Raw genomic sequence first — 23,834 nt, 5'->3', positions numbered from 1 at the left:
TTCGCTGCGTCACACAGTTGGGTGTTCCTTTGCGCACAGTAGTCCACCCGCTAACTGACTTGCCAGTAACCGCAGGTAGGGCCGCCACTGTTCACAAGGGCAGCGCTCGACCTACGCTTGATCGTCATGGCACCCACACCAGCCGGAAACCACCGGACGCGCGTCCACGTGGTCAGCGACGTCCACGGCAACGCGCGTGACCTGGCCAGGGCCGGGGAGGGCGCCGACGCCCTGATCTGCCTGGGCGACCTCGTCCTCTTCCTCGACTACGCCGACCACTCGCGCGGCATCTTCCCCGACCTGTTCGGTGTCGAGAACGCCGACCGCATCGTCGCGCTGCGCACCGCCCGCCGCTTCGAGGAGGCCCGGGTGTTCGGGGCCGGGCTGTGGGCCGGCCTCCAGGGGGACCGCGCCACGGTGATCGAGAAAGCGGTGCGCAAACAGTACGCCGAGTTGTTCGCCGCGTTCCCCACCCCTACGTACGCCACCTACGGCAACGTCGACATGCCGGCCCTGTGGCGCGAGTACGCGGGCCCCGGCACAACCGTCCTCGACGGCGAGCGCGTCGAGATCGGCGGTTGGGTCTTCGGCTTCGTCGGCGGCGGCCTGCGCACCCCGATGCGGACGCCGTACGAGATCAGCGACGAGGAGTACGCGGCGAAGATCGAGGCCGTGGGCGAGGTCGACGTGCTCTGCACGCACATCCCGCCCGAGGTCCCCGAACTGGTCTACGACACCGTCGCCCGCCGCTTCGAACGCGGCAGCCGGGCCCTGCTGGACGCCATCCGCCGCACCCGGCCCCGCTACTCCCTCTTCGGGCACGTCCACCAGCCGCTGGTGGCCAGGATGCGGATCGGGGCCACCGAGTGCGTGAACGTGGGGCACTTCGCGGGGACCGGGCGGCCCTGGGCGCTCCAGTGGTGAGGACGTCCCAGGTCGGGTGAGATCCGTCAGGCCCGTGCGCGGTAGCCTTCACGCTGCACACTCGTGCGCACGACCTCATAACGGCCCGCATCTGGAGGAGCCACGGCGATGGCGGAACACACCAGCTCGAGCATCACCATCGAGGCGGCCCCGGCCGACGTCATGGCGGTCATCGCCGACTTCGCGCGCTACCCGGACTGGACGGGCGAGGTGAAGGAGGCCGAGGTCCTCAAGACCGACGCCCAGGGCCGCGCCGAGCAGGTCCGCCTCGTCATGGACGCGGGCGCGATCAAGGACGACCAGATCCTCGGATACACCTGGACCGGCGAGAACGAGGTGTCCTGGACGCTGGTGAAGTCCCAGATGCTGCGGTCCCTCGACGGCTCGTACATCCTCAAGCCCGCCGGGGCGGGGGGTACGGAGGTCACGTACGCGCTGACCGTGGACGTCAAGATCCCGATGCTCGGGATGATCAAGCGGAAGGCCGAGAAGGTCATCATCGACCGGGCGCTGGCGGGGCTGAAGAAGCGGGTGGAATCGGCCTGACGGTGGCCGTGGGGGTTCCTGCGCAGTAGCCGGTGCACGAGCGTTGTGGCTGGTCGCGCCCACGCGGCGGAGCCGCATGGTCACCACAGCCCCGCGCCCCTGAGGGCGTCTCCGTTACCGTTCCTTCCCATGCGCACCATCCTGATCACCGGCCCCGGCGGCAGCGGCCGTACCACCCTTGCGGCCGCGACCGCCCTGGCCGTGGCGGCCGAGGGCAGCCGCACCCTCGTCCTCGGTGCCGACCGCACCGACACCCTCGGTGCCGCCCTGGGGGTGCCGACCGGGCCGAAGCCGGTCGAGGCAGCACCCCGTCTCACCGCCTGGCGCCCCGACCCCGCCGGTGACTTCCGCAGGGACCTCGCCGCCCTCCAGGACCGTGCCTCCTCCGCTCTGGACCTCCTCGGCGCCTCCCGTCTCGACCCCGAGGAGCTCACACCGCTGCCCGGTGCCGGGGAACTCGCCCTGCTGCGCGCCCTGCGCGACGCCGCGCTGTCGGAGACGTACGACACCCTCGTCGTCGACCTCCCCCCGGCCCCCGAGGCCCTCGCCCTCCTCGCCCTGCCCGAGGAACTGGGCCGCTACCTGCGCCGCCTGCTCCCGCCGGAACGCCAGGCGGCCCGCGCCCTGCGCCCCGTCCTCGGCCGCCTCGCCGGCGTCCCCATGCCCGCCGAGTGGCTGTACGAGACGGCAGCCCGCTGGGACGTGGAACTGGGTGCCGTCCAGGCGGTCATCGCCGACCGCGGCACCGTGGTGCGCCTGGTCGCCGAGCCCGGCCCGGCCGGAGGCGACGCGCTGCGCACCGCCCGTCTCGGCCTCGCCCTGCGCGGGCTGCGCACCGACGTGGTGATCGCCAACCGCGTCCTGCCCGAGGCGTCCCCCGACACCTGGCTCGCCGGTCCGGTCGCCCAGCAGCGCAAGACCCTGGAGGAGTGGCGCGAGTCCCACGACGTCCGCACCGTCGCCCACCTCGGACGCGACCCGCGCGGCACCGACGACCTCACCGCCCTCGCCGTGCCGGGCGCCGGGCAGCCCGCCCCCGCCGCCGACTGGACCGTGACCGACCGGCTCGACACGGACGGCGTGCTCGTCTGGGAGATCCCTTTGCCCGGCGCCATACGCGAGGAACTCGACCTCGTCCGGCGCGGGGACGAACTCGTCGTCACGGCGGGCGCCTTCCGCCGGGTCGTCCCGCTGCCCTCCGCGCTGCGCCGCTGCACGGTCGACGGGGCCGCCCTGCGCGAGGGCGCACTGCGGATCCGGTTCGCGCCCGACCCGAAGCTGTGGCCGCAGGACCGCTGAGCAGGGGGGCGGAAAAGAGGGGAACACGGCCGGTCCGGGCCCGTGAACCCGGTACGGCCGTTCGGGTAACGTCGTAGGGACGAACCGTAGTCAGGAGCCCGTCATGAGCGAAGATCTCCCCCCGTCCGGCGCCGCCCGCGACGAGGCCGCGGACGACGTGCGGGTGACCGACGCCGACGCCTGGGCGACCGCCTGCGCCGAGGACCTCCAGGCGGAGAAGGAACGCCGCCGCGCCACGTACGGCACGCCCCCCGGCTCCGCCGCGGAGGAGTTGAAGAAACTCGTGGACGCCGTCGCCGAGAAGCTGTCCGGTGGCCAGTCCCCGCTGCTCGGCGCGGTCGCGGGCCCCGCGGCTCAGCAGGTCGTGCGACAGGTCGTGCAGCAGGCCAAGGACGCCGTGGAACCGGTCATCGAGCGCAATCCGGACGTCTTCGACCATCTGGCCGCCGCCGGGAACGAGCTGCTCGCCGCCTACCGCTCCGCAGTCCAGGCCCAGGAACGGCGCTGGACCGGCCGCGACGACCGGAACGACCCCCGCGACGGTGAACGCCGGGACGGCGGCGACGACGCCGGCCCCGGGGAGCGCATCGACCTGGACTGAGCCCCGACCCGGCCGGGCGACGGCCCCGGAGCGGCCGCCCGGGGTGCCCACCGTGCGGACGACAGCGAACCCGGCGGCACGCCTCGGGTACCGTTGGCCGTAGCGGGGCTCGACCGAAACTGAGGGATTCATGGGACTCACCATCGGCGTCGACATCGGCGGCACGAAGATCGCGGCCGGCGTGGTCGATGAGGACGGCAACATCCTCTCGACCCACAAGGTGCCGACCCCGGGCACGGCTGAGGGCATCGTGGACGCCATCGCTTCGGCGGTGGACGGCGCACGCGTCGGACACGACATCGTCGGCGTGGGCATCGGTGCCGCCGGCTACGTGAACCGGCAGCGCTCCGAGGTCTACTTCGCGCCCAACATCCACTGGCGCAACGAGCCGCTCAAGGAGAAGGTCGAGGCCCGCGTGGGCCTCCCGGTGGTCGTGGAGAACGACGCGAACGCCGCGGCGTGGGGCGAGTACAAGTTCGGTGCCGGCAAGGGCCACCGCAACGTCATCTGCATCACCCTCGGCACCGGCCTCGGCGGCGGCATCATCATCGGCAACAAGCTGCGCCGAGGGCACTTCGGCGTCGCCGCCGAGTTCGGCCACATCCGCATGGTGCCGGACGGCCTGCTGTGCGGCTGCGGCTCGCAGGGCTGCTGGGAGCAGTACGCCTCCGGCCGCGCCCTCGTCCGGTACGCCAAGCAGCGCGCCAACGCCACCCCCGAGAACGCCGAGATCCTGCTCGGCCTCGGCAACGGCACGCCCGACGGCATCGAGGGCAAGCACATCTCCATGGCCGCCCGCCAGGGCGACCGGGTGGCCGTCGACTCCTACCGCGAACTGGCCCGGTGGGTCGGCGCGGGCCTCGCCGACCTCGCCTCCCTCTTCGACCCGTCCGCCTTCATCGTCGGCGGCGGCCTCTCCGACGAGGGCGAACTGGTCCTGGGCCCGATCCGCAAGTCCTACAAGCGCTGGCTGGTGGGCGGCAACTGGCGCCCGGTGGCCGAGGTCCGCGCGGCGGAACTCGGCAACAAGGCCGGCCTGGTGGGCGCGGCGGACCTGGCGAGGGAACCCGACCCGATCATGTAGACGACCTGTTCCTGCGGACGCCCTCAGGGGACGCGCTTCGGGGCACGGGGAACTGCGCGACAAGCCACGAACAACCGGCACTCGCGCGATCCCCGCGCCCCGCCCCTTTGGGCGTAAATTGATCACATGTCGCTGCTCCCCAACTCGCGTACAGAACCCGACGGTTCCGCAGTCATCAGGGTCCTCAGCTACAACATCCGCTCCCTGCGCGACGACATCGACGCCCTGGCCCGCGTCATCAAGGCGTGCGCGCCCGACCTCGTCCTCATCCAGGAAGCCCCCCGCTTCTTCCGCTGGCGCAAGAAACTCGCCCGCCTGGCCCTCGCGTCCGACCTGGTCGTCGTCACCGGCGGCGCGACCACCACGGGACCGGCGATTCTCAGCTCCCTCAGGGTGGGCGTCGAACGCACGGAGGACGTCCTCCTGCCCCCCACTCCCGGCCTGCACCGCCGCGGCTTCGCCACCGCTGTCGTCCGCATCGCCGGCACCCGCCTCGGCGTCCTCAGCTGCCATCTCTCCCTGCAGAAGGAGGAGCGTCTCGAACAGTCCGGCATGCTGCTGGACCGGCTCGCCGGCATGGGTGTGGAGCACATGGTCGCCGGCGGTGACCTCAACGAACGCCCCGACGGTCCGGCCTTCCGCCGGCTTACGGCCGGCCTGACCGACTGCCGGGCCGCGGCCCCCTGGGGTGGCGAGAACACCTGGACCCCCGCCGACCCCTACCAGCGCATCGACGCGATCTTCGCGACCAAGGGCATCGAAGTGCTGGGCTGCGGTGTGCCGTCCGATCATCCGGGGGTGTCCGACGCAGACCTGAGGGCGGCCACGGACCACCTTCCGGTCCTGGCCGCCCTCAGAGTCCCGGCGTCCTAGACGACCGCGCCCCGCCCGGGGTCGTCGTTCTCCTCGTCGTCCGTCCGCATGCGCATCACCAGCGTCGCGAACCCGCCGAGGAACCCGCCGATCCCCAGCGTGGCCAGCCACCAGGTCATGTCCCAGCCGAGCAGCACGGCCAGCAGGAGCAGCACCGGCCCGCCGAGCACACCGAGCCAGGCGAACTTGGCGGTGGGGTCGGCGGTGGGCAGCGGGGGCGGCTCCGGGGGCACGAAGTGACCTTCGTCGTCCTCGTCGAAGTCGTCCTCGGCGGGCTCGGGCGTGGTGTAGTCACGCGGGCCGATGCCGGGGGCGAAGGAGACCGAACCGCCCAGGGGCTTCACCGGCTCGTCCCCCGACCCGGCCTCCTCGGCCTGCTCCGGCTCGGCCGGCTTCACCGCGTCCCCCGACTTCACGGCCGTGTCGCCCCGGTCGCCGTCCAGCACGGCCTCGTTGGGCCCGCTCGCCGGCAGGGCCAGGTCCTCGATGGACTTGAACGGCTTGGCACCCGGCGGGTCCGGCGGCTCCTCGCCGTACCCGGCGACGATCGCCGCCCAGGCGGCCTCCTCGTCGAAGGGGACGCCCTTCTCGTCCGGCTCCCGGCCCTCGCGGTCGGAGTCGTGCTCAGCCACCTGCGGTCGTCCCTTCCTTGCCGAGCCCGGGCTCCTTGCCGAGGCCGGACGCGATGCGGCGGATGAACGCGAGGCTCTCCTCGTGGATCAGGTCCGCGTCATGGTCCAACGTGGCGACGTGGTAGCTCTGTTCCAGGATGACCTCCTTCACGTCCGTCGACGAGATGCGGCTGAGGATCCGGGCGCTGTCGGCGGGCGGCACGACGTGGTCCTGCGGGCTGTGCAGCAGCACCACCGGCTGGGTGACCTGCGGCAGCTCACCGTCGACCATGCGGAAGAACTGCCGCAGCGAGTGCGCCGCGTGCAGCGGCACCCGGTCGTAGCCGAGCTCCTTGCCGTCCGGCTTGGCGATGTCGCTGGCGATGCCCTTCGTCGCCGGGACGAGGTGGCGCACGACCGGCAGGGCGTGCGCGGCCAGGCCGTGCACCTTGTTCGCGGGGTTGACCACCACGACACCGCGCACGGCGTCGCCGTGCTTCGCGGCCAGCCGCAGGGCCAGCGCGCCGCCCATGGACAGACCGGCCACGAAGACCGTCTCGCGGCGCTCGCACAGCAGGCGCAGCTCGCGGTCCACCTCCGCGTACCAGTCCTGCCAGCCGGTGATCCGCAGGTCCTCCCAGCGCGTGCCGTGCCCGGGGAGCAGCGGCAGGGAGACGGTCAGGCCGTGGTCGGCGAGGTGCTCCGCCCAGGGGCGCAGCGACTGCGGGGATCCGGTGAAGCCGTGGCAGAGGAGGACGGCGACCTCTCCGCCCTCGTGGTGAAACGGCTCGGCTCCGGCGAGGACCGGCACGTTCGGCCTCCTGGTCGGTGAGAAGGGACTGGCACGATCACGGAATGTCACGGAACGTCATGGAAGGGGTCGCACGTCGTCCGCGGGACCTTCACCGTACGCGACCGCACTGACACCGACCAGGGCCGTCGGCGCCTTTGACGGCGCTCCGGGTTAAGGTCTGTTCGACACATACAGGAGGCACTCGGTTGTTGTACGGCGCGATGAAGGTCGCTGTTGGGGGACCGCTGAAGGTCGCCTTCAGGCCCTGGGTGGAAGGCCTGGAGAACGTTCCCGACCAGGGCCCCGCGATCCTGGCGAGCAACCACCTGTCCTTCTCGGACTCGTTCTTCCTGCCCGCGGTCCTGGACCGCAAGGTCACGTTCATCGCGAAGGCCGAGTACTTCACCACGCCCGGTGTGAAGGGACGGCTCACGGCCGCCTTCTTCAAGGGCGTCGGGCAGCTCCCCGTGGACCGCTCCGGTGCGCGCGGCGCGGGTGAGGCCGCCATCAGGAGCGGCGTAGAGGTGCTGGAGCGCGGTGAGCTGTTCGGGATCTACCCGGAGGGCACGCGCTCGCCCGACGGACGGCTCTACCGGGGCAAGCCCGGTGGCCTGGCGCGTGTCGCGCTCGCGACCGGTGCGCCCGTCATCCCCGTCGCCATGATCGACACGGAGAAGATCCAGCCGCCCGGGAAGGTCATGCCGAAGCTGATGCGGCCCGGCATCCGGATCGGCAAGCCGCTGGACTTCAGCCGCTACCAGGGCATGGAGCACGACCGGTTCGTGCTGCGCGCGGTGACCGACGAGGTCATGTACGAGATCATGAAGCTGTCCGGCCAGGAGTACGTCGACATGTACGCGACGGCCATGAAGCGGCAGCTGACGGAAGCGGCCAAGGCGGAGAAGGAGGCCGAGAAGGCGGCGAAGGCCGCCCTCGCCCGCGCGGAGAAGGAACAGGCCGAGAAGGAAAAGGCCCTCCGGCACGAGGTCGAGAAGAATCAGACGGAGAAGTCAGAGGCCGAGAAGCCCGAGGCCGAAAAGCCCGAGGCCGAGAACAAGCAGGCCGAGAACAAGCAGGCCGTGCAGCAGGACACCGAGCAGCAAGAGCAGGCGGAACAGCAGACGGAGCGGCGGCGGACCGAGCCCTAGCCGGGACTCGGGTCGGGGGGCGGGGGAGATGGCCAAGCGCGAGCGGGTCATGAGAATGTCGGTCGAGCAGCCGCTGTGGCGTGCGCTCAGCGCCTACCGGGTGCTCACGATGCTGTACGCGGTCGGCCTGTTCGCCACCGCCTTCGAGGAGTTCGCCCGCCCCTGGATCGCCGTCGCCTACTTCGCCGTGCTGTGCGGCTGGACCCTGGCCACCCTGCCGCGGGTGGCGAACGCGGCCCGCTGCACCCGGCATTTCCTCGCCGCCGACCTGACGATCGCCCTCACCGGCATCCTGCTCACCCCGGTCGCCGACGCCCACGAGCGGGTCCAGTCGGGCGGCCCGACCCTGCCGTCGATCTGGACCGCCGGCGCAGTCCTCGCCTTCGCCATCAAGGGGGGCTGGCGCTGGGCGGCCCTGGCCTCCGGACTCGTGGCCGTCGCCAACCTGGTCGAGCGCGGCAGCCCGGCCCGCGACACCGTCCACAACGTCATCCTGGTCTGCATCGCCTCCGTCGCCATCGGCTACGTCGTGGAGGTGGCCCGCGCCTCCGAGCGCACCCTCGCCCGTGCCCTGGAGATCGAGGCCGCCACCCGGGAGCGGGAGCGCCTCGCCCGGGACATCCACGACAGCGTGCTCCAGGTGCTGGCGATGGTGCAGCGCCGCGGGGCCGTGATCGGCGGAGAGGCGGCCGAGCTGGGCCGGATGGCCGGCGAGCAGGAGGTCGCGCTGCGCACCCTGGTCTCCGGCGGCCTCGTCCCCGTCTCCCGGGTCTCGGAGGACGCCGCCGAGGGTGCGGTCGTCCGGGCCGTCGACGAGGAGGAACCGGAGCCGGGCGGCCCCGTCGACCTGCGCGCCCTGCTCGCGCCGTACGCCGGTGCCCTGGTCAGCCTCGCCGAGCCCGGCGCGCCCGTGCCGCTGCCGCCGGTCGCGGCCCGGGAGGTGGCCGCCGCCGTCGGGGCCGCCCTCGACAACGTCCGCCGGCACGCCGGTCGGGACGCGCGGGCGTGGATCCTGGTCGAGGACGAGCCCGACGAGGTGATCGTCACCGTACGGGACGACGGACCCGGCATCCCGGAGGGGCGGCTGGACCAGGCCGAGGGCGAGGGGCGGCTCGGCGTCGCCCTGTCGATCCGCGGCCGGCTGCGCGACCTCGGCGGCAGCGCGGAGCTGATCTCGGTGCCGGGCCAGGGCACGGAGGTCGAGCTGAAGGTACCGAAGGACGTGACGAGCACACGGGGGAAGGCGGAGCAGCGATGACGGAGACCAGCTCAGACCGGCAGGACCCGATCAAGGTCATGGTCGTCGACGACCACCCCATGTGGCGCGACGCGGTCGCCCGCGACCTGGCCGAGTCGGGTTTCGAGGTGGTCGCCACCGCGGGCGACGGCGACCAGGCCGTACGCCGCGCCAAGGCCGCCGCCCCCGACGTCCTCGTGCTCGACCTGAACCTGCCCGCCAAGCCCGGCGTGCAGGTCTGCAAGGAGGTCGTCGCCGCGAACCCCGCCCTGCGGGTGCTCGTGCTGTCCGCGAGCGGCGAGCACGCCGACGTCCTGGAGGCCGTGAAGTCCGGGGCGACCGGCTACCTGCTGAAGTCCGCCTCCACCGGCGAACTGCAGGACGCGGTCCGCCGCACGGCCGTCGGCGACCCGGTCTTCACCCCCGGCCTCGCCGGACTGGTCCTCGGCGAGTACCGCCGTCTGGCCTCCGAACCCGGCCCGGCCCCCGACACCGACGAACCCAAGGCGCCCCGGCTCACCGACCGCGAGACCGAGGTGCTCCGTCTGGTCGCCAAGGGCCTCAGCTACAAGCAGATCGCCGAACGCCTGGTCATCTCCCACCGCACGGTGCAGAACCACGTCCAGAACACCCTCGGCAAGCTCCAGCTGCACAACCGGGTGGAACTCGTCAGGTACGCCATAGAGCGTGGCCTCGACGACGAGTGAGGCGCACGTCACACTGACCCTTCGTCAGGTACCTGTGGCGAAGGGACTGTTCCATGCGCGTCGGAGTGCTGACCGGTGGCGGCGACTGCCCCGGCCTCAACGCCGTCATCCGGGCCGTCGTCCGCAAGGGCGTGCAGGAGTACGGCTACGACTTCACCGGCTTCCGGGACGGCTGGAGGGGAGTCATGGAGGGCGACACCGTCCGGCTCGACATCCCCGCCGTACGCGGCATCCTGCCCCGCGGCGGCACGATCCTCGGCTCCTCTCGGACCAATCCGCTGAAGGCGGAGAACGGCATCCGCCGGATCAAGGAGACCCTGGCCGGGCTGGAGGTGGAGGCGCTCATCGCCATCGGCGGCGAGGACACCCTGGGCGTGGCCGCCCGCCTGTCCGACGAGCACGGCGTGCCCTGCGTGGGCGTGCCCAAGACCATCGACAACGACCTGTCCGCCACCGACTACACCTTCGGCTTCGACACCGCCGTCGGCATCGCCACCGAGGCCATCGACCGGCTGCACACCACCGCCGAGTCCCACATGCGGGTCCTGGTCGTCGAGGTGATGGGCCGGCACGCCGGCTGGATCGCCCTCCACTCGGGCCTGGCCGGCGGCGCCAACGTCATCCTCATCCCCGAGCAGCGCTTCGACGTCGAGCAGGTGTGCGCCTGGGTGACCTCGCGTTTCCGGGCGTCGTACGCGCCGATCGTCGTGGTCGCCGAGGGGGCGATGCCCAAGGACGGCGACATGGTCCTCAAGGACCAGTCCCTGGACTCCTTCGGGCACGTCCGGCTGTCCGGGGTCGGGGAGTGGCTCGCCAAGGAGATCGAGAAGCGCACGGGCAACGAGGCCCGCACGACCGTCCTGGGGCACGTCCAGCGCGGCGGCACCCCCAGCGCCTTCGACCGCTGGCTCGCCACCCGCTTCGGTCTGCACGCCATCGACTGCGTCCACGACCGGGACTTCGGCCGCATGGTCGCCCTGCGCGGCACGGACATCGTCCGGGTCCCCATCGCCGACGCCACCGCCCGCCTGAAGACGGTCGACCCCGCGCTGTACGAGGAGGTCGGGGTGTTCTTCGGCTGAGTTCTCCGGCCGACCGCCGGGCATCCGGTGCCGGCCGGGGCCTTGCGGCCCCGGCCGTCCCGCGACTACACCGACGGCGCGTTCGTCCCCCGCAGCCGCCCCACCAGCTCCCGCACGATCGCGGACCCGTTCAGCGTCAGCACCGACTCCGGGTGGAACTGGACCCCGGCGATGCGCGGGCCGCGCAGCGCGTGCACCTCGCCGTTCGCGGCGCGCGCGACCTCGACCCCGTGCGCCGCAAGCTCGCCCGCCGCCTCGTCGTCGCAGCGCGCCGCGAAGCTGTTGTAGAACCCGACGGTCTCCCGCCGCCCGAACAGCTCGATCTCCGTCTGCGCCCCCTGGTACGGCACGTCCTTGCGGACGATGTCCAGGCCCAGCTCGGCCGCGATCAGCTCGTGCCCCAGACAGACGCCCAGCACGCCCTGCCGTTCGCCCCTGATCACGTCGGCGGTGAGGGAACGCAGGAACCGCATCTTCGGATCCGCCAGGTCGGACGGGTCTCCCGGCCCGGGTCCCAGCACCACCGGACCCTCGTGCCCGCGCACCGCCTCCCGCAGCCCCGGCTCGTCGTACCGCCGTACGCTCACCGCCAGTCCGCCGGCCCGCAGCAGGTGCGCGAGCATCGCCGTAAAGGTGTCCTCGCCGTCCACGACCAGGGCGTGTCCCGCCGGTTGCGGAGAGCGCTCCTGCATCCGCAGCCAGAAGGGCGCGAGCGAGGCCCGGCGTCCGTCCAGGGCCGCCCGCACCCGCGGGTCGTCGGCGAGGCGCGGCGGGGTCCGCTCCGCACGCGGCCGGGACGGCCCCACCCCCAGCGCCGCCAGCACACCCGCCGCCTTGGCGTGGGTCTCGGCCACCTCGCCCGCCGGGTCGGAGCCGCGCACCAGGGTCGCGCCGACCGGCACCCGAAGCCGCCCGTCCGCGTCGACGTCGGCGGTGCGGATCAGGATGGGGGAGTCCAGGGTCTGGAGCCCGCCCGCGTCCCGGCCGATCAGCGCCAGGGCCCCCGCGTAGTACCCGCGCCCCCCGCTCTCGTGCCGTTCGATCACCCGGCAGGCGTTCTGCACCGGTGAGCCGGTGACGGTCGCCGCGAACATGGTCTCCTTCAGCACCTCCCGCACGTCCAGCGTGGACCTGCCGCGCAGCTCGTACTCGGTGTGCGCGAGGTGCGCCATCTCCTTCAGCCGGGGGCCGACGACCACTCCGCCCATGTCGCCGACGGTGCACATCATCTTGAGTTCCTCGTCGACGACCATCGACAGCTCCTCGATCTCCTTGCCATCGGCGAGGAACTCCAGCAGGTGCCCGGGCGTCGGTCCCCCGGCGGGGTAGCGGTAGGTGCCGCTGATCGGGTTCATGACGACCGTGCCGCCGGACATCCGCACGTGCACCTCGGGGCTGGCCCCGACCAGCGTGCGGTCTCCGGTGTGCACGACGAACGTCCAGTACGCCCCGCGCTCGCCCTCCAGCAGCCGCCGGAACAGCGCCAGCGCGTCGGCCCGGCCGAAGCCGGGGATCTCCCCCTGGTACGTCCGGCGGATCACGAAGTTGGCGCCCGCGCCCTGCCCGATCTCCTCCCTCAGCACACGCCCGACGATCCGCGCGTACTCCTCGTCGGCGACGTCGAAGCCGCCGCCCTCGACGCGCACGTCGTGCGCCGGGAGCTGCTCCAGGGCGTCAGCCAGCGGGACGCCGTACGACTCCTGGGGTGTGAGTGCCAGCAGGGGCGTGCCGTCGTCGCGGACGTCGAAGCCGCGCTCGCGGATCTGCCGGAAGGGCACCAGCGCCAGGCTGTGGTCGGGGAGGTCGGCCAGCCGGTCGTAGGAGGCGACCGGGCCGATCAGGACCTCGACCTGATCGTGGTCGTGACCCGGGGTGCGGCGGCGCAGCAGGGCGAACGGACGGGAGTCGTCCGGCAAGCCGAGCAGGTTCATGGTCCGTGCTCCATCTCGGTGAGTCTCGGTGAGAGAGAGGAACGGACCCCGGGAAACACCGAAGGCCGCCCCTCGGGCGGCCTTCGCGAAGTCTTGAGTACGCGCAGTCAGCGGGCCGCCGGATGAGCGGTCCACCACCAGGTCTGGGTCGAATGCGCGAACATGCGACGCACCCTACCCCATGCCCGCGGAGTGTCCGGGGTGTCTCACTGGCTGGGCACGGGTCAGGAGGCCCGACACGACCCCGTAATGTTGGTGGCGTGACCGTGAACGCTAAGACCAGCGCGAGTGCTGGCAACACCTGGCGAGACCTGCCCGCGGCGCAGCAGCCCGAGTACCCCGACCCCGAGGCTCTGCGCGCAGTCGTTGCGGACCTCGAGTCGTATCCGCCGCTCGTCTTCGCGGGCGAGTGCGATCAGCTGCGCGCCCGGATGGCGGCCGTCGCCAAGGGAGAGGCGTTCCTCCTCCAGGGCGGCGACTGCGCCGAGGCCTTCGACGCGGTGTCCGCCGACCACATCCGCAACAAGCTCAAGACGCTGCTGCAGATGGGCGCCGTGCTGACGTACGCCGCGTCCGTGCCGGTGGTCAAGGTCGGCCGCATCGCCGGCCAGTACTCCAAGCCGCGCTCCAAGCCGACCGAGACCCGCGACGGCGTGACGCTGCCGACCTACCGCGGCGACTCCGTCAACGGCTTCGACTTCACCGAAGAAGCCCGCGTCCCGGACCCCGAGCGGCTGAAGCGGATGTACCACGCGTCCGCCTCCACGCTGAACCTGGTGCGCGCCTTCACCACCGGCGGTTACGCCGACCTGCGTCAGGTGCACGCCTGGAACCAGGACTTCGTGAAGTCGTCCCCGTCGGGGCAGCGCTACGAGCAGCTGGCCCGCGAGATCGACAACGCGCTGAACTTCATGCACGCCTGCGGGACCGACCCGGAGGAGTTCAAGACGGTCGAGTTCTACGCCTCCCACGAGGCGCTGCTGCTCGACTACGAGTCCGCGCTGACCAGGGTCGACTCGCGCACCGGGCAGCTGTACGACGTCTCCGCGCACATGGTGTGGATCGGTGAGCGCACCCGGCAGCTGGACCACGCGCACATCGAGTTCGCCTCGAAGATCCGCAACCCGATCGGCATCAAGCTGGGTCCGACGACGACGGCCGAGGACGCGCTGCAGTACATCGAGCGCCTCGACCCCGAGCGTGAGCCGGGCCGGCTGACCTTCATCGTCCGCATGGGCGCCGACAAGGTCCGCGACAAGCTCCCCGAGCTGGTGGAGAAGGTCACCGCCTCGGGAGCGACCGTGGCCTGGGTGACGGACCCGATGCACGGCAACACCTTCGAGGCGGCCTCCGGGCACAAGACCCGCCGCTTCGACGACGTGCTCGACGAGGTCAAGGGCTTCTTCGAGGTCCACAAGGCCCTCGGCACCCACCCGGGCGGCATCCACGTGGAGCTGACCGGCGACGACGTCACGGAGTGCGTGGGCGGCGGTGACGAGATCTTCGTCGACGACCTGCACCAGCGCTACGAGACGGCCTGCGACCCGCGGCTCAACCGCAGCCAGTCGCTCGACCTGGCGTTCCTCGTGGCGGAGATGTACAGGGACCAGTAACGGGTCCGCCTGTTACCGGGGCGCGGACTGGGGCGCGGATCACACGATCCGCGCCCCACTCCACTTTTGTGCTCCGGACCCGACGGGTAAGGTTAGGTTAGCCTCACCGATCAACGGGGACGGCGCCAGCGAACGACCCCGTCGGGAGGTGAACCGCGTGTACGTGTGCAGTTGCTTCGGCATCACCGAGCAGCAGGTCAAGCAGCACGCGGACGGCGGCGCCTGCACGCCTCGCCAGATCGCCTCCGCCTGCAAGGCGGGTACCGACTGCGGCTCCTGTGTGCGCCGCATCCAGGCGATCCTCGGCAGGGGCTCCTGCCCGCGCCGCGATCTGGCCGACCGCGGCGAGCCGGTCCTCGCCGAACTGGACGACGCCGCCTGATGCGGGCCCGGTCCTAGCTCGGCTGCTCGATCTGCTGCGCGATGTACAGCGCCTCACCGAGCTTGTCGATCAGCTCCAGCTGCGTGTCCAGGTAGTCGATGTGGTGTTCCTCGTCCTCGAGGATGGACTCGAAGAGGTTCGCGGAGGTGACGTCGCCCTTGCTGCGCATCACCTCGATGCCGCGCCTGAGCCGGTCGATCGCCTCGACCTCGACCTGCCGGTCCGCCTGGAACATCTCGGTGACCGTCTGGCCCACCCGTACGTGGAACAGCCGCTGGTAGTTGGGCAGACCGTCCAGCATCAGGATGCGCTCGGTGATCTTGTCCGCGTGCTTCATCTCGTCGATGGACTCTTCACGCGTGTACTTGGCGAGTTTGGTCCAGCCGTTGTTGTCCTGGATCCGGTAGTGCAGCCAGTACTGGTTGATCGCCGTCAGCTCGCCGGTCAACTGCTCGTTGAGGAATTCGAGGACCTCGGGGTCGCCCTGCATCGCAGAGGCTCCTTCCGCGCGGGGGGAACTGGCAGGTTGCGCCGCATGATTCCACTGGCGGAGAAGATCGTCCAGTAAGTGTCTACTTAGTAAGTAAGGGCATGCTTAGTCCAATTTGTCCCGCGCCGGGGCGGCCTCGGTCAGGGGCACCACCCGGGGTCTGTCAGGATGGAGTCATGGGTCAGCCGCTGGAACACGAATCGGGAGAAGGGCGCGATCCAGCAGGAGCGACGCAGCCGGAGCTCCCCCCGGGACAGCGGTTGCAACGCGGCTGGCCGGTCACGCACTACGGGCCCGTGCCCAAGTTCCGGCCCGAGCGCTGGGAGTTCCGCGTCTTCGGCGCCACCGCCGACGGCGGCAAGCACTGCTGGAGCCACGAGGAGTTCACGGCCCTGCCGCACACCACCGTCGTGGCCGATCTGCACTGCGTCACGAAGTTCAGCATGCTGGGCGCCGAGTGGGGCGGCATCCCCGCGCGCACGCTCCTGGACCTCGCCCCGCCCGCGGACGATGTCACCCATGTGATGGTGTGGGCCGAGTACGGATTCAGCTCCAACCTCCGGCTGTCCGACTTCGCCGACGAGCGCGTCCTGTTCGCCACCCACAAGGACGGCGAACTGCTCACCGCCGAGCACGGCTTCCCGCTGCGCCTGATCGTGCCCCACCTCTACGCCTGGAAGGGCCCCAAGTGGGTCCGCGGCGTGGAGTACATGACCGCCGACCGGCGCGGCTTCTGGGAGGAGCGCGGCTACCACAACATCGGCGACCCCTGGCGGGAACAGCGCTACTCCTACCAGGAGGAGCCCGGGGACGGCCCCGGGCTCTGAGGCGTCAGCCGTCGCGCAGCTTCTTCAGCCGCTCCACGTCGGCCGCGTGCCCCTGCTTGCCGCCCGGCGTCTCGATGATCAGCGGCACGCCCTCGGTCGCGGGGTGCGTCATCAGCGCCCGGAACGGATCCTCGCCGATGTGGCCGACACCGATGTTCTCGTGCCGGTCCTTGTGCGCGCCCACCACGTCCTTGGAGTCGTTGGCGTGGATCAGCTTCAGCCGGCCCTCACCGACGGTGTCCACCAGCAGATCCAGCGTCCGGTGCATACCGCCCGGGCCGGTCAGGTCGTGCCCGGCGGCGTAGATGTGGCAGGTGTCCAGGCACACCCCGAGCATCGGATGGGCGTCCAGCGCCTCGAAGTACGGGCCGAAGTCCCACGTCCGCGAGCACAGGGAGGCACCCTGGCCGGCCGTCGACTCCAGCAGCAGGAGCGGGTCGTCTTCATGGGTCAGCTCGTCCAGCAGCGGCAGCAGGTGCTCCCGTACCTGCTGGAGCGCCACCGACCGCTCCCGGCCGCCGGTCGCGCTGCCGGTGTGCACGACCACGCCCAGCGCCCCGATCTCCCGCCCGCGCCGCAGGGAGTGCCGCAGCGACTGAACCGACCGCTCCACGGTCGCCTCGGTGTGCGAACCGAAGTTGATCAGATAGGGGGCGTGCACGTACGCCGGGATCGACCCGTCCGCGCACGCCGTGCGGAACGCCTCGTCCTGCTTCGGGTTACCGGTCGGTGTGGCCCAGCCGCGCGGGTTGGCGACGAAGACCTGGACGGCCTCCGCCTCCAGATCACGGGCGTACGACAGACCGACGGAGTGGAGCCCACCGGCCACGGGGACGTGGCCGCCCACCGGGTTGCGGGAGGGGCCGGACAGCTGACTGTTCACCCGTTCAGGGTGTCATGCGTCCCGCTCTGCCCCTGCCACGGGCCTCCGCCCGCCGGCCTCACCTGATCTCGATGGTGATCGTGGAGCCCTTGGGTGCGGTCTCACCGCCCTCGACGGACTGGCTCTTGACCTCGTCGCCGAAGATGCCGAGCAGGCCGCGGTCCTCGTCGACCTCGAACCCGGCGTCCTCCAGCGCCTGCCTGGCGTCGTCGACGTTGTCACCGACCACGTCCGGGACCTCGATCATCTCGGGACCCTTCGACAGCGTCAGCGTCACCGTGTCGCCCTCCGCCGCGGTGCCGGACGCGGGTGTCTGCCGGACCACCTGGCCCTTGTCGTACTCGGAGGAGTTGACCTGCTCGGTGGCGATCTTCACCTTGAGGCCCGCCTCCGTCAGCTCGGACCGCGCGTCCGCCTCGTCGGAGCCGGTGACGTCGGGGATGTCGATGGGGGCGCCCTTGCTGACGACCAGCTCGACGGCCGTGCCCGCGCGCACCTTCGTGCCGTCGGCCGGGCGGGCGGAGACCACCGAGCCGCGCGGCACGTCCTCGCTGAACTGCCGGGTCACCATGCCCGGCTCCAGCCCGTCGTCCTTCAGCAGGTCCCGCGCCTCGCCCAGCTTCCGGCCCGCCAGGGCGGGCACCCGCACGGTCTCGGGGCCGTCGGAGACGGTGATGCCCACCGCGTCGTTGCCCCGGATGCGCGCACCGGCCTTCGGGTCGCTGCTGATGATCCGGCCGCGCTCGACGGTGTCGCTGTAGGCGTGCTCCACCTTGCCGAGTTCGAGGCCGGCGTCCCGCAGCCGGTCCTCGGCCTGGTCCTGGGTCTTCGCCAGCAGCGGCGGGACCTCGGTGAACTGGCCGGAGTTGATGTACCAGACGCCGACGCCCAGGCCGAGCACGAGCAGCACGGCGACGACGATCGTCGCCGGGCCGCGCCGGGACCCCGGGCGGCGCCGGGCCGGCGGGGGAGGCGGCGGGGACGCGAAGCGGCTGGTCCGGTCGAGGGATTCCCCGGCCGCCGCGTCGTCCTCGACGGCCGGCAGCGGGCGCGGCGTGGTCAGGGCGCGCGGGATCACGGTCGTGCGGTCGTCGCCGTTGTCGTGGTCCACCGCGAGCGCCTGGGGCGGCACCGCGTCCAGCTGGTCGTCGTCCAGCCGGCCGCGTCCGTCCCGGACCTGCGCGAGCAGCGCCACCGCGTCGTGCGGGCGCACCGCCGGGGTGCGGGCCGTCGCCGAGGCCACCATCGCGTCCAGCTCGTAGGCCATGCCGGGCACGGCCACCGACGGCGGGGGCACGTCCTCGTGCAGGTGCTTGTAGAGGATCACGGCGGGGGAGTCCCCATCGTGCGGCTTGTCGCCGGTCAGCATCTCGTACAGCATCACGCCGCACGCGTACACGTCGACGCGGGGGTCGGCGGTGCCGTCCTCTATCTGCTCCGGGGCGAGGTACGAGACCGTGCCGAGCACGGTGCCGGTGGTGTTCGTCACCGTGTCGACGGCCCGGACCAGGCCGAAGTCGGCGACCTTGACCCGGCCGTCGTCCCCGATCAGCACGTTCTCGGGCTTCATGTCGCGGTGCACGAAACCGGCGCGGTGCGCGGCGCCCAGGGCGGCCAGCACCGGCTCCAGGATGTCCAGGGCGGCCCGCGGCTGCAGGGCACCGCGCTCGCGCAGCACGTCCCGCAGGGTGCAGCCCGCGACGTACTCCATCGCCAGGTACACGTACGAGCCGTCGGTGCCCTGGTCGAAGACCTGCACCACGTTCGGATGGGCCAGCCGGGCCACGGACTTCGCCTCGCGGATGAACCGCTCGACGAACGAGGCGTCGACCGCGAGCGAGGGGTGCATCACCTTGAGCGCGAGGACCCGGTCGAGCCGGGTGTCCACGGCCCGGTAGACCGTGGCCATCCCGCCGACCGCGATCCGCGCGTCGATGCGATACCGGCCGTCGAGCACCTGCCCGACCAAGGGGTCCTGAAGGGTCGTGTCCACGCAGGGGAGTCTACGAGCCATGGCCGACAGCCCCGTCCCCCCGGCGGATTCCGGGGCAGGACTGCAGCCGACCTGTGACGTGCCCCCGGCCGTGTGACGTGTCCCGCGGGCCCTACCGGAAGGCGGGCCGCTCCGGGTCCAGCACGGCCATGCCCTCCGCCGGCGACGACGCCTCGGCGAAGTGCCGCCGGGGGATCCGCCCCGCCCGGTACGCCAGCCGCCCCGCCTCCACCGCGTGCCGCATGGCGTCGGCCATCAGCACGGGTTCCTGCGCCCGTGTCACCGCCGAGGCGAGCATCACACCCGCGCAGCCCAGCTCCATGGCCAGCGCCGCGTCCGAGGCCGTCCCGGCGCCCGCGTCCAGGATCACCGGCACGCGCGCGTGCTCCACGATCAGCTGGAAGTTGTGCGGGTTGCGGATGCCGAGCCCGGAGCCGATCGGGGAGCCGAGCGGCATGATCGCCGCGCAGCCCACGTCCTCCAGCTTCCGCGCCAGCACGGGGTCGTCGTTGGTGTACGGCAGCACCGTGAACCCGTCGTCGACCAGGGTCTCGGCCGCCTCCAGCGTCTCGATGGGGTCCGGCAGCAGCGTGCGCTCGTCGGCGATGACCTCCAGCTTGACCAGGTCGGTGCCGAGGGCCTCGCGCGCGAGACGGGCCGTGAGGACGGCCTCGCCGGCGGTGAAGCAGCCCGCCGTGTTGGGCAGGACCCGGATGCCGAGCCTGTCCAGGACGGACAGCACCGAGCCGTGCACCGAGGCGTTCACCCGGCGCATCGCGACCGTCGTCAGCTCTGTACCGGACGCGGCCAGCGACCGCTCCAGCACGTCGAGGCTGGGCGCCCCGCCGGTGCCCATGATCAGACGGGACGTGAAGGACGTACCACCGAGGATGAACGGATCGTCGGCCATGGTCAGCCTCCCTGGACGGCGGTGAGGACTTCCACGCGGTCTCCCTCGGAGAGGGGCGTGACGGGCCATTGGGCGCGGGGGACGACGGTCTCGTTGAGGGCGGCGGCCACACCGGAGGGCGAGGCGGTGAGCGACCTCACGACGGTGTCGAGGGCCGTGCCGGGCCCGACGTCCCGGGGCTCGCCGTTGACGGAGATGTTCATGCGGGCTGCTCCGTGAGTGCAGTGGCGGGACTGAAGCGCTTCGGGGTGAAGGGCCGGGCCTCCTCGGGGAGTTCGCCCGTAACCAGGACGTGGGCCAGGGCGTCGCCGGTCACGGGTGTGAGCAGGACGCCGTTGCGGTAGTGGCCGGTGGCCAGCAGCAGGCCGTCCAGACCGGTCGGGCCGAGCAGGGGCGCGTTGTCGGGGGAGCCGGGCCGAAGACCGGCCCGGGTCTCGGTGAGCGGCAGCTCGGTGATGCCCGGGACCAGCTCGTGCGCGTCCCGCAGCAGCTCGTACACACCACCCGCGGTCACGGTGGTGTCCCAGCCCAGCTCCTCGCTGGTCGCCCCGACGACCAGCTCGCCGCTCGCCCGAGGCACCAGGTAGACGTGGCTGCCGCGCACGACGGCGCGCACGGTCCGGCTCAGGAACGGCCCGTGCCGCCGCGGCATGGTCAGCCGCAGGACCTGCCCCTTCACCGGCCGCACGGGGGGCAGCACGTCCTCCGGGACGCCCGCGAGCCGCCCGCTCAGGCTGCCCCCGGCGAGCACCACCTGCCCGGCGGCCGCCTCGGTCCCGTCGGCCAGGACGGCGCCCGCGGCCCGGTCCCGGACGACGGCCAGCCGCTCCGCCCACGTGCGGTGGAAGACCACGCCGGTCCGCTCGCACGCGGCGACCAGCGCCCCGGCCAGCCGCCGGGGGTCGATCTGGTGATCGCCGTCGACCCGCAGCCCCCCGCGCACCCCCGGCGCGAGCATCGGCTCCAGGCGCCGGCACTCGCGCCCCGACAGCCACTGCGACTCCAGCCCCGACTGCTGCTGCAGGGCGTGCAGTTCGCGCAGGTGGGCCCGGTCGTCAGCGTCCAGCGCCACGGCGAGCGTGCCGCAGCGGCGGTAGCCGAGGTCACGGCCGGTCAGCTCGGTGAGCTCGGCGGCGAAGTCCGGGTAGCGGCGGGCGGAGGCGAGGTTCAGGCCGAGCAGGGTCTGCTCGCCGTAGTGCAGTTCCGTGACGGCGGCCAGCATCCCGGCGGCCACCTCTGCGGCTCCGCCGCCCGGCTCGGGGTCCACGACGGCCGTGGCGAGCCCGCGTTGCGCGGCCCGCCAGGCCGTGACCAGGCCGATGATCCCGCCCCCGATGACCAGGACGTCTGACGACGCGGACGTGGATGTGGACGTAGGCGACATGGGCGTCCAGCCCCTCCCTTCGCCGGCATGACCCGGATCAGGTTCGTACGGTCGGAGGCCGCCAGCCTCCCTCTCAGCCCGGTGCGTCCGGGCTCCCGCGAGTGCTTTACGTTGGCCACCCTAGCCCGATGCCCTGTCCCGCAGTAAGGGAGCCTCGTCCCATGGCCCGATCCCTCGACGGTCTCGTCCTCGCCCCGGTCGCCGACCAGGCCCCGGGCCAGGTGGGCACCCGCACCCGGTTCACGTACCACGAGCGGCGGGGCGAGATCTGGGCCGAGTACACCGGCGGCGACGTCGTACGCGGGCACCTCGTGGGTACCCGGGAAGGTGACCGGCTGGACTTCCGGTACGTCCAGCTCAAGCAGGACGGCACCACGTCCTCCGGGCACTGCGTCTCCTCGGTCGTGGAGCTGCCCGACGGGCGGGTGCGGCTGGAGGAGACCTGGGAGTGGGAGTCCCAGCGGGGCAACGGCACGAGCGTTGTGGAGCAGGTCACGGCGCATGAGCACTGACTGACAAAACGTCAGGTGTCTATGGTGATCAGGTGAGCGAGCAGACGCAGGAACCAGGTTCGTCCGCGCCGCGGCGCGTCGTCGTGGCGGGTGCGGGCATGGCCGGGGTGCAGACCGCCGTCGCGCTGCGCGAGCAGGGCTTCACCGGTGACGTGATCCTCATCGGCGCCGAGCCCCACCAGCCCTACGACCGGCCCCCGTTGTCCAAGGCCGTCCTGCTCGGCAAGTCCGAGGGCTCCGCCTTCGACGTCGACTTCGAAGCCCTCGGCATCGAACTGCGGCTCGGCTGCGAGGTGCTGGGCCTGCGCCCCGCCGACCACGAGCTGGACACCGAGGACGGGCCCGTGCCGTACGACGTCCTGGTCGTCGCGACCGGCGCGGAACCCGTCCGGCTGCCCGGCACCGAGGGCGTGCCGGGCGTGCATCTGCTGCGCACCCTGGACGACGCCGAGCGGCTGCGGCCCGTACTGGCCCGCCAGCACGACATCGTGGTCGTCGGCGCGGGCTGGATCGGCGCGGAGTTCGCCACGGCCGCCCGCGAGGCGGGCTGCGCGGTGACCGTCGTGGAGGCCGCGGAACGCCCGCTCGCCGGGGCGCTGCCCGCGGAGGTCGCCGCCCCGATGTCCGGCTGGTACGCCGACGCGGGGGCGGACCTGCGCACGCACGCGCGCGTGCAGCGCGTCGAACCCGGTGTCGTCGTCCTCGACGACGGCTCGCGGCTGCCCGCGGGCGCGGTCGTCGTCGGCATCGGCGCCCGCCCCGCCACGGCCTGGCTGACCGGCTCCGGCGTCGCGCTGGGCACCCACGGCGAGATCGTCGCCGACGAGCACCTGCGCACGACCGTGCCGGACGTGTACGCGGTCGGCGACTGCGCCTCCTTCCCCTCCGGGCGCTACGGCGAGCGCCTGCTGATCCACCACTGGGACAACGCGCTCCAGGGGCCGCGCACGGTCGCCGTGAACATCGTCGGCGGGGCCACCGGGGAGCCGCCGGCGGTGTACGACCCGGTGCCGTACTTCTGGTCCGAGCAGTTCGGGCGGTTCGTCCAGTACGCCGGGCATCACGCGGCCGCGGACACGACCCTGTGGCGGGGCGACCCCTCCGGTCCGGCCTGGACGGTGTGCTGGCTGCGGGGTGAGCGGCTGGTCGCGCTGCTGGCGGTGGGCCGGCCGCGGGACCTCGCGCAGGGCCGCCGTCTGATCGAGTCGGGCACGGTGATGAATCCGGTGCTGCTGGCGGATCCGGCCCGGCCCATGAAGGCGGCGACGGTGTAGCGGGCCGCGCCCGGGTGGACCGCCCGGCTTCCGACTGTCAGTGGCAAATGGCAGGCTGGTTTCCGTGACCGAGATTGACGCAAAGATCGATGCTCTCGTCCCCGCCTGGCTCACCCTCCCCGACATCGCCGAACAGTTCGGCGTCGAGGTGACGCGTGTGCGGCAGCTGGTCAAGGACGGCCAGCTCATTGCCGTACGCCGAGGTGAGAACCGCGCGCTGCACGTCCCCGCCGCCTTCATCGACGGGGACAAGGTCGTCAAGGGCCTGTCCGGGACCCTGACACTGCTGCGGGACGACGGCTTCACGGACGAAGAGATGCTGGAGTGGCTCTTCACGCCGGACCCCAGCCTGCCCGGCACCCCCGCGCAGGCGCTCAGCGAGAATCGCGGCACGGAGGTGAAGCGCCGCGCCCAGGCGCTCGCGGTCTGACCCGGCCGCGACCGGACAACCGTCCGGCACCGCGCCCGCGGAGCCGGACCTGAACAACCGCCCGACCTGGGGCCGTGGCCCGGCGGTCACGGCCCGGGGGTGGCTCGTGCCCGCGCGGGCCGCGCATCGCCCGGCGGTGGCTCGCGGCCGGGCTGCGGACTCCCCGGTGGGGGCCGTTGCGCACCGGTGCCGGGCCCGGGGCAGGCGTAAGGTGCCCGAGGCGTTCGCGCGGACCGGGGCACTCCCGCGCCGCACGCCGCCCACGCGGACACCCGTACGCCACGACGTCCGGCGCGGACA

At 72.3% G+C, this 23,834-nt stretch carries 26 protein-coding genes and 1 riboswitch; of the genes, 16 read left to right on the top strand and 10 right to left on the bottom strand.

Features of this window, described 5'->3' with window-relative positions:
- Positions 1–126 precede the first annotated feature (126 nt).
- The 6 genes from ACFZDI_RS29075 to ACFZDI_RS29050 all read left to right on the top strand — a co-directional run bounded on the left by ACFZDI_RS29075 (position 127) and on the right by ACFZDI_RS29050 (position 5,327).
- Complete coding sequence (locus ACFZDI_RS29075) at positions 127–924, top strand: metallophosphoesterase (RefSeq protein ID WP_391254338.1); 798 nt, start codon at positions 127–129, stop codon at positions 922–924.
- 108 nt (positions 925–1,032) lie between these two features.
- Positions 1,033–1,470, top strand: a complete 438-nt coding sequence (locus ACFZDI_RS29070; protein WP_234750448.1) for an SRPBCC family protein — start codon at positions 1,033–1,035, stop codon at positions 1,468–1,470.
- A 129-nt stretch (positions 1,471–1,599) separates the two neighbouring features.
- The gene (locus tag ACFZDI_RS29065; protein WP_234750449.1) at positions 1,600–2,769 is read left to right on the top strand and encodes an ArsA family ATPase; all 1,170 of its coding nucleotides are present in this window, start codon (positions 1,600–1,602) and stop codon (positions 2,767–2,769) included.
- 103 nt (positions 2,770–2,872) lie between these two features.
- The gene (locus ACFZDI_RS29060) at positions 2,873–3,370 is read left to right on the top strand and encodes a DUF5304 domain-containing protein (protein WP_234750452.1); all 498 of its coding nucleotides are present in this window, start codon (positions 2,873–2,875) and stop codon (positions 3,368–3,370) included.
- A gap of 130 nt (positions 3,371–3,500) precedes the next feature.
- Complete coding sequence (locus tag ACFZDI_RS29055; RefSeq protein WP_234750454.1) at positions 3,501–4,454, top strand: ROK family glucokinase; 954 nt, start codon at positions 3,501–3,503, stop codon at positions 4,452–4,454.
- A gap of 126 nt (positions 4,455–4,580) precedes the next feature.
- Positions 4,581–5,327, top strand: a complete 747-nt coding sequence (locus ACFZDI_RS29050) for an endonuclease/exonuclease/phosphatase family protein (RefSeq protein WP_391254333.1) — start codon at positions 4,581–4,583, stop codon at positions 5,325–5,327.
- On the opposite strand, the gene ACFZDI_RS29045 is transcribed toward ACFZDI_RS29050, so the two are convergent.
- The gene (locus ACFZDI_RS29045; RefSeq protein ID WP_234750456.1) at positions 5,324–5,959 is read right to left on the bottom strand and encodes a hypothetical protein; all 636 of its coding nucleotides are present in this window, start codon (positions 5,957–5,959) and stop codon (positions 5,324–5,326) included. The genes ACFZDI_RS29050 and ACFZDI_RS29045 overlap by 4 nt on opposite strands.
- Positions 5,952–6,749 (bottom strand): carboxylesterase, encoded by a 798-nt coding sequence (locus tag ACFZDI_RS29040; protein ID WP_234750457.1) that lies wholly within the window; start codon positions 6,747–6,749, stop codon positions 5,952–5,954. The genes ACFZDI_RS29045 and ACFZDI_RS29040 overlap by 8 nt, the downstream gene beginning before the upstream one ends.
- Positions 6,750–6,952: 203 nt before the next feature.
- Between ACFZDI_RS29040 and ACFZDI_RS29035 the strand changes: the two genes are divergently transcribed.
- The 4 genes from ACFZDI_RS29035 to ACFZDI_RS29020 are packed head-to-tail and all read left to right on the top strand — an operon-like array spanning position 6,953 to position 10,905.
- Positions 6,953–7,879: a lysophospholipid acyltransferase family protein gene (locus ACFZDI_RS29035; RefSeq protein WP_308287303.1), complete on the top strand. Its 927-nt coding sequence runs from the start codon at positions 6,953–6,955 to the stop codon at positions 7,877–7,879.
- Between the two features lie 28 nt (positions 7,880–7,907).
- Positions 7,908–9,137 carry a MacS family sensor histidine kinase gene (gene macS, locus ACFZDI_RS29030; protein WP_391254328.1) on the top strand — a complete coding sequence of 410 codons (1,230 nt, stop codon included), beginning with the start codon at positions 7,908–7,910 and terminating at the stop codon, positions 9,135–9,137.
- Positions 9,134–9,823: a response regulator gene (locus ACFZDI_RS29025; RefSeq protein WP_391254324.1), complete on the top strand. Its 690-nt coding sequence runs from the start codon at positions 9,134–9,136 to the stop codon at positions 9,821–9,823. Before macS ends, ACFZDI_RS29025 begins: the two co-directional genes overlap by 4 nt.
- 53 nt (positions 9,824–9,876) lie before the next feature.
- On the top strand, positions 9,877–10,905 hold the full coding sequence (locus tag ACFZDI_RS29020; protein ID WP_234750463.1) for a 6-phosphofructokinase: 1,029 nt from the start codon (positions 9,877–9,879) through the stop codon (positions 10,903–10,905).
- Positions 10,906–10,970: 65 nt separating this feature from the next.
- On the opposite strand, the gene ACFZDI_RS29015 is transcribed toward ACFZDI_RS29020, so the two are convergent.
- Together ACFZDI_RS29015 and ACFZDI_RS29010 are read right to left on the bottom strand one after the other, a co-directional pair.
- Positions 10,971–12,836, bottom strand: coding sequence for a chorismate-binding protein (locus tag ACFZDI_RS29015; protein WP_391254321.1), 1,866 nt, complete (start codon positions 12,834–12,836; stop codon positions 10,971–10,973).
- Positions 12,837–12,943: 107 nt separating this feature from the next.
- Positions 12,944–13,000 (bottom strand): trp operon leader peptide, encoded by a 57-nt coding sequence (locus ACFZDI_RS29010; protein ID WP_078625594.1) that lies wholly within the window; start codon positions 12,998–13,000, stop codon positions 12,944–12,946.
- Between the two features lie 96 nt (positions 13,001–13,096).
- Here ACFZDI_RS29010 and ACFZDI_RS29005 point away from each other — a divergent pair, with 96 nt between their 5' ends.
- Positions 13,097–14,449, top strand: coding sequence for a class II 3-deoxy-7-phosphoheptulonate synthase (locus tag ACFZDI_RS29005; RefSeq protein ID WP_234750467.1), 1,353 nt, complete (start codon positions 13,097–13,099; stop codon positions 14,447–14,449).
- A 148-nt stretch (positions 14,450–14,597) separates the two neighbouring features.
- Positions 14,598–14,831, top strand: a complete 234-nt coding sequence (locus ACFZDI_RS29000; protein ID WP_234750469.1) for a bacterioferritin-associated ferredoxin — start codon at positions 14,598–14,600, stop codon at positions 14,829–14,831.
- 13 nt (positions 14,832–14,844) lie between these two features.
- Here ACFZDI_RS29000 and bfr read toward each other — a convergent pair whose 3' ends face one another.
- Positions 14,845–15,321, bottom strand: a complete 477-nt coding sequence (gene bfr / locus ACFZDI_RS28995) for a bacterioferritin (RefSeq protein WP_104779326.1) — start codon at positions 15,319–15,321, stop codon at positions 14,845–14,847.
- A gap of 176 nt (positions 15,322–15,497) precedes the next feature.
- Here bfr and ACFZDI_RS28990 point away from each other — a divergent pair, with 176 nt between their 5' ends.
- The gene (locus tag ACFZDI_RS28990) at positions 15,498–16,148 is read left to right on the top strand and encodes a sulfite oxidase-like oxidoreductase (protein ID WP_234750471.1); all 651 of its coding nucleotides are present in this window, start codon (positions 15,498–15,500) and stop codon (positions 16,146–16,148) included.
- A 4-nt stretch (positions 16,149–16,152) separates the two neighbouring features.
- Here the strand turns inward: ACFZDI_RS28990 and ACFZDI_RS28985 are convergent, their stop codons facing one another.
- From ACFZDI_RS28985 to thiO, 5 genes are all read right to left on the bottom strand, one after another.
- Positions 16,153–17,031, bottom strand: a complete 879-nt coding sequence (locus ACFZDI_RS28985) for a deoxyribonuclease IV (RefSeq protein ID WP_391254316.1) — start codon at positions 17,029–17,031, stop codon at positions 16,153–16,155.
- Between the two features lie 58 nt (positions 17,032–17,089).
- Positions 17,090–19,024 (bottom strand): Stk1 family PASTA domain-containing Ser/Thr kinase, encoded by a 1,935-nt coding sequence (pknB, locus tag ACFZDI_RS28980; protein ID WP_391254313.1) that lies wholly within the window; start codon positions 19,022–19,024, stop codon positions 17,090–17,092.
- Between the two features lie 112 nt (positions 19,025–19,136).
- The gene (locus ACFZDI_RS28975) at positions 19,137–19,934 is read right to left on the bottom strand and encodes a thiazole synthase (protein WP_234750476.1); all 798 of its coding nucleotides are present in this window, start codon (positions 19,932–19,934) and stop codon (positions 19,137–19,139) included.
- Between the two features lie 2 nt (positions 19,935–19,936).
- Positions 19,937–20,137 carry a sulfur carrier protein ThiS gene (gene thiS / locus ACFZDI_RS28970; protein WP_234750478.1) on the bottom strand — a complete coding sequence of 67 codons (201 nt, stop codon included), beginning with the start codon at positions 20,135–20,137 and terminating at the stop codon, positions 19,937–19,939.
- Positions 20,134–21,318: a glycine oxidase ThiO gene (thiO, locus tag ACFZDI_RS28965; RefSeq protein ID WP_234750480.1), complete on the bottom strand. Its 1,185-nt coding sequence runs from the start codon at positions 21,316–21,318 to the stop codon at positions 20,134–20,136. The genes thiS and thiO overlap by 4 nt, the downstream gene beginning before the upstream one ends.
- Positions 21,316–21,427, bottom strand: a riboswitch (TPP riboswitch). (Overlaps the previous gene by 3 nt.)
- Before the next feature lie 52 nt (positions 21,428–21,479).
- On the opposite strand from thiO, the gene ACFZDI_RS28960 reads away from it, so the two are divergent.
- From ACFZDI_RS28960 to ACFZDI_RS28950, 3 genes are all read left to right on the top strand, one after another.
- On the top strand, positions 21,480–21,830 hold the full coding sequence (locus tag ACFZDI_RS28960) for a hypothetical protein (RefSeq protein WP_391254310.1): 351 nt from the start codon (positions 21,480–21,482) through the stop codon (positions 21,828–21,830).
- Positions 21,831–21,862: 32 nt separating this feature from the next.
- The gene (locus ACFZDI_RS28955) at positions 21,863–23,104 is read left to right on the top strand and encodes an FAD-dependent oxidoreductase (RefSeq protein WP_391254307.1); all 1,242 of its coding nucleotides are present in this window, start codon (positions 21,863–21,865) and stop codon (positions 23,102–23,104) included.
- Positions 23,105–23,168: 64 nt separating this feature from the next.
- Positions 23,169–23,534, top strand: coding sequence for an Rv2175c family DNA-binding protein (locus ACFZDI_RS28950; RefSeq protein ID WP_031131943.1), 366 nt, complete (start codon positions 23,169–23,171; stop codon positions 23,532–23,534).
- Positions 23,535–23,834: the final 300 nt, after the last annotated feature.

The sequence above is a fragment of the Streptomyces sp. NPDC007907 genome (assembly GCF_042959365.1).
Classification (GTDB): domain Bacteria; phylum Actinomycetota; class Actinomycetes; order Streptomycetales; family Streptomycetaceae; genus Streptomyces; species Streptomyces indiaensis.
Note: the sequence above shows the minus strand (reverse complement) of the source record. Positions and strands in the feature narration are given on the sequence as shown.

Coding starts and splice junctions, on each gene's coding strand:
- ACFZDI_RS29075 (WP_391254338.1), top strand. CDS start 127: ATGGCACCCACACCAGCCGGAAACCACCGGACGCGCGTCCACGTGGTC.
- ACFZDI_RS29070 (WP_234750448.1), top strand. CDS start 1,033: ATGGCGGAACACACCAGCTCGAGCATCACCATCGAGGCGGCCCCGGCC.
- ACFZDI_RS29065 (WP_234750449.1), top strand. CDS start 1,600: ATGCGCACCATCCTGATCACCGGCCCCGGCGGCAGCGGCCGTACCACC.
- ACFZDI_RS29060 (WP_234750452.1), top strand. CDS start 2,873: ATGAGCGAAGATCTCCCCCCGTCCGGCGCCGCCCGCGACGAGGCCGCG.
- ACFZDI_RS29055 (WP_234750454.1), top strand. CDS start 3,501: ATGGGACTCACCATCGGCGTCGACATCGGCGGCACGAAGATCGCGGCC.
- ACFZDI_RS29050 (WP_391254333.1), top strand. CDS start 4,581: ATGTCGCTGCTCCCCAACTCGCGTACAGAACCCGACGGTTCCGCAGTC.
- ACFZDI_RS29035 (WP_308287303.1), top strand. CDS start 6,953: ATGAAGGTCGCTGTTGGGGGACCGCTGAAGGTCGCCTTCAGGCCCTGG.
- macS (WP_391254328.1), top strand. CDS start 7,908: ATGGCCAAGCGCGAGCGGGTCATGAGAATGTCGGTCGAGCAGCCGCTG.
- ACFZDI_RS29025 (WP_391254324.1), top strand. CDS start 9,134: ATGACGGAGACCAGCTCAGACCGGCAGGACCCGATCAAGGTCATGGTC.
- ACFZDI_RS29020 (WP_234750463.1), top strand. CDS start 9,877: ATGCGCGTCGGAGTGCTGACCGGTGGCGGCGACTGCCCCGGCCTCAAC.
- ACFZDI_RS29015 (WP_391254321.1), bottom strand. CDS start 12,836: ATGAACCTGCTCGGCTTGCCGGACGACTCCCGTCCGTTCGCCCTGCTG.
- bfr (WP_104779326.1), bottom strand. CDS start 15,321: ATGCAGGGCGACCCCGAGGTCCTCGAATTCCTCAACGAGCAGTTGACC.
- ACFZDI_RS28990 (WP_234750471.1), top strand. CDS start 15,498: ATGGGTCAGCCGCTGGAACACGAATCGGGAGAAGGGCGCGATCCAGCA.
- ACFZDI_RS28975 (WP_234750476.1), bottom strand. CDS start 19,934: ATGGCCGACGATCCGTTCATCCTCGGTGGTACGTCCTTCACGTCCCGT.
- thiS (WP_234750478.1), bottom strand. CDS start 20,137: ATGAACATCTCCGTCAACGGCGAGCCCCGGGACGTCGGGCCCGGCACG.
- thiO (WP_234750480.1), bottom strand. CDS start 21,318: ATGTCGCCTACGTCCACATCCACGTCCGCGTCGTCAGACGTCCTGGTC.
- ACFZDI_RS28960 (WP_391254310.1), top strand. CDS start 21,480: ATGGCCCGATCCCTCGACGGTCTCGTCCTCGCCCCGGTCGCCGACCAG.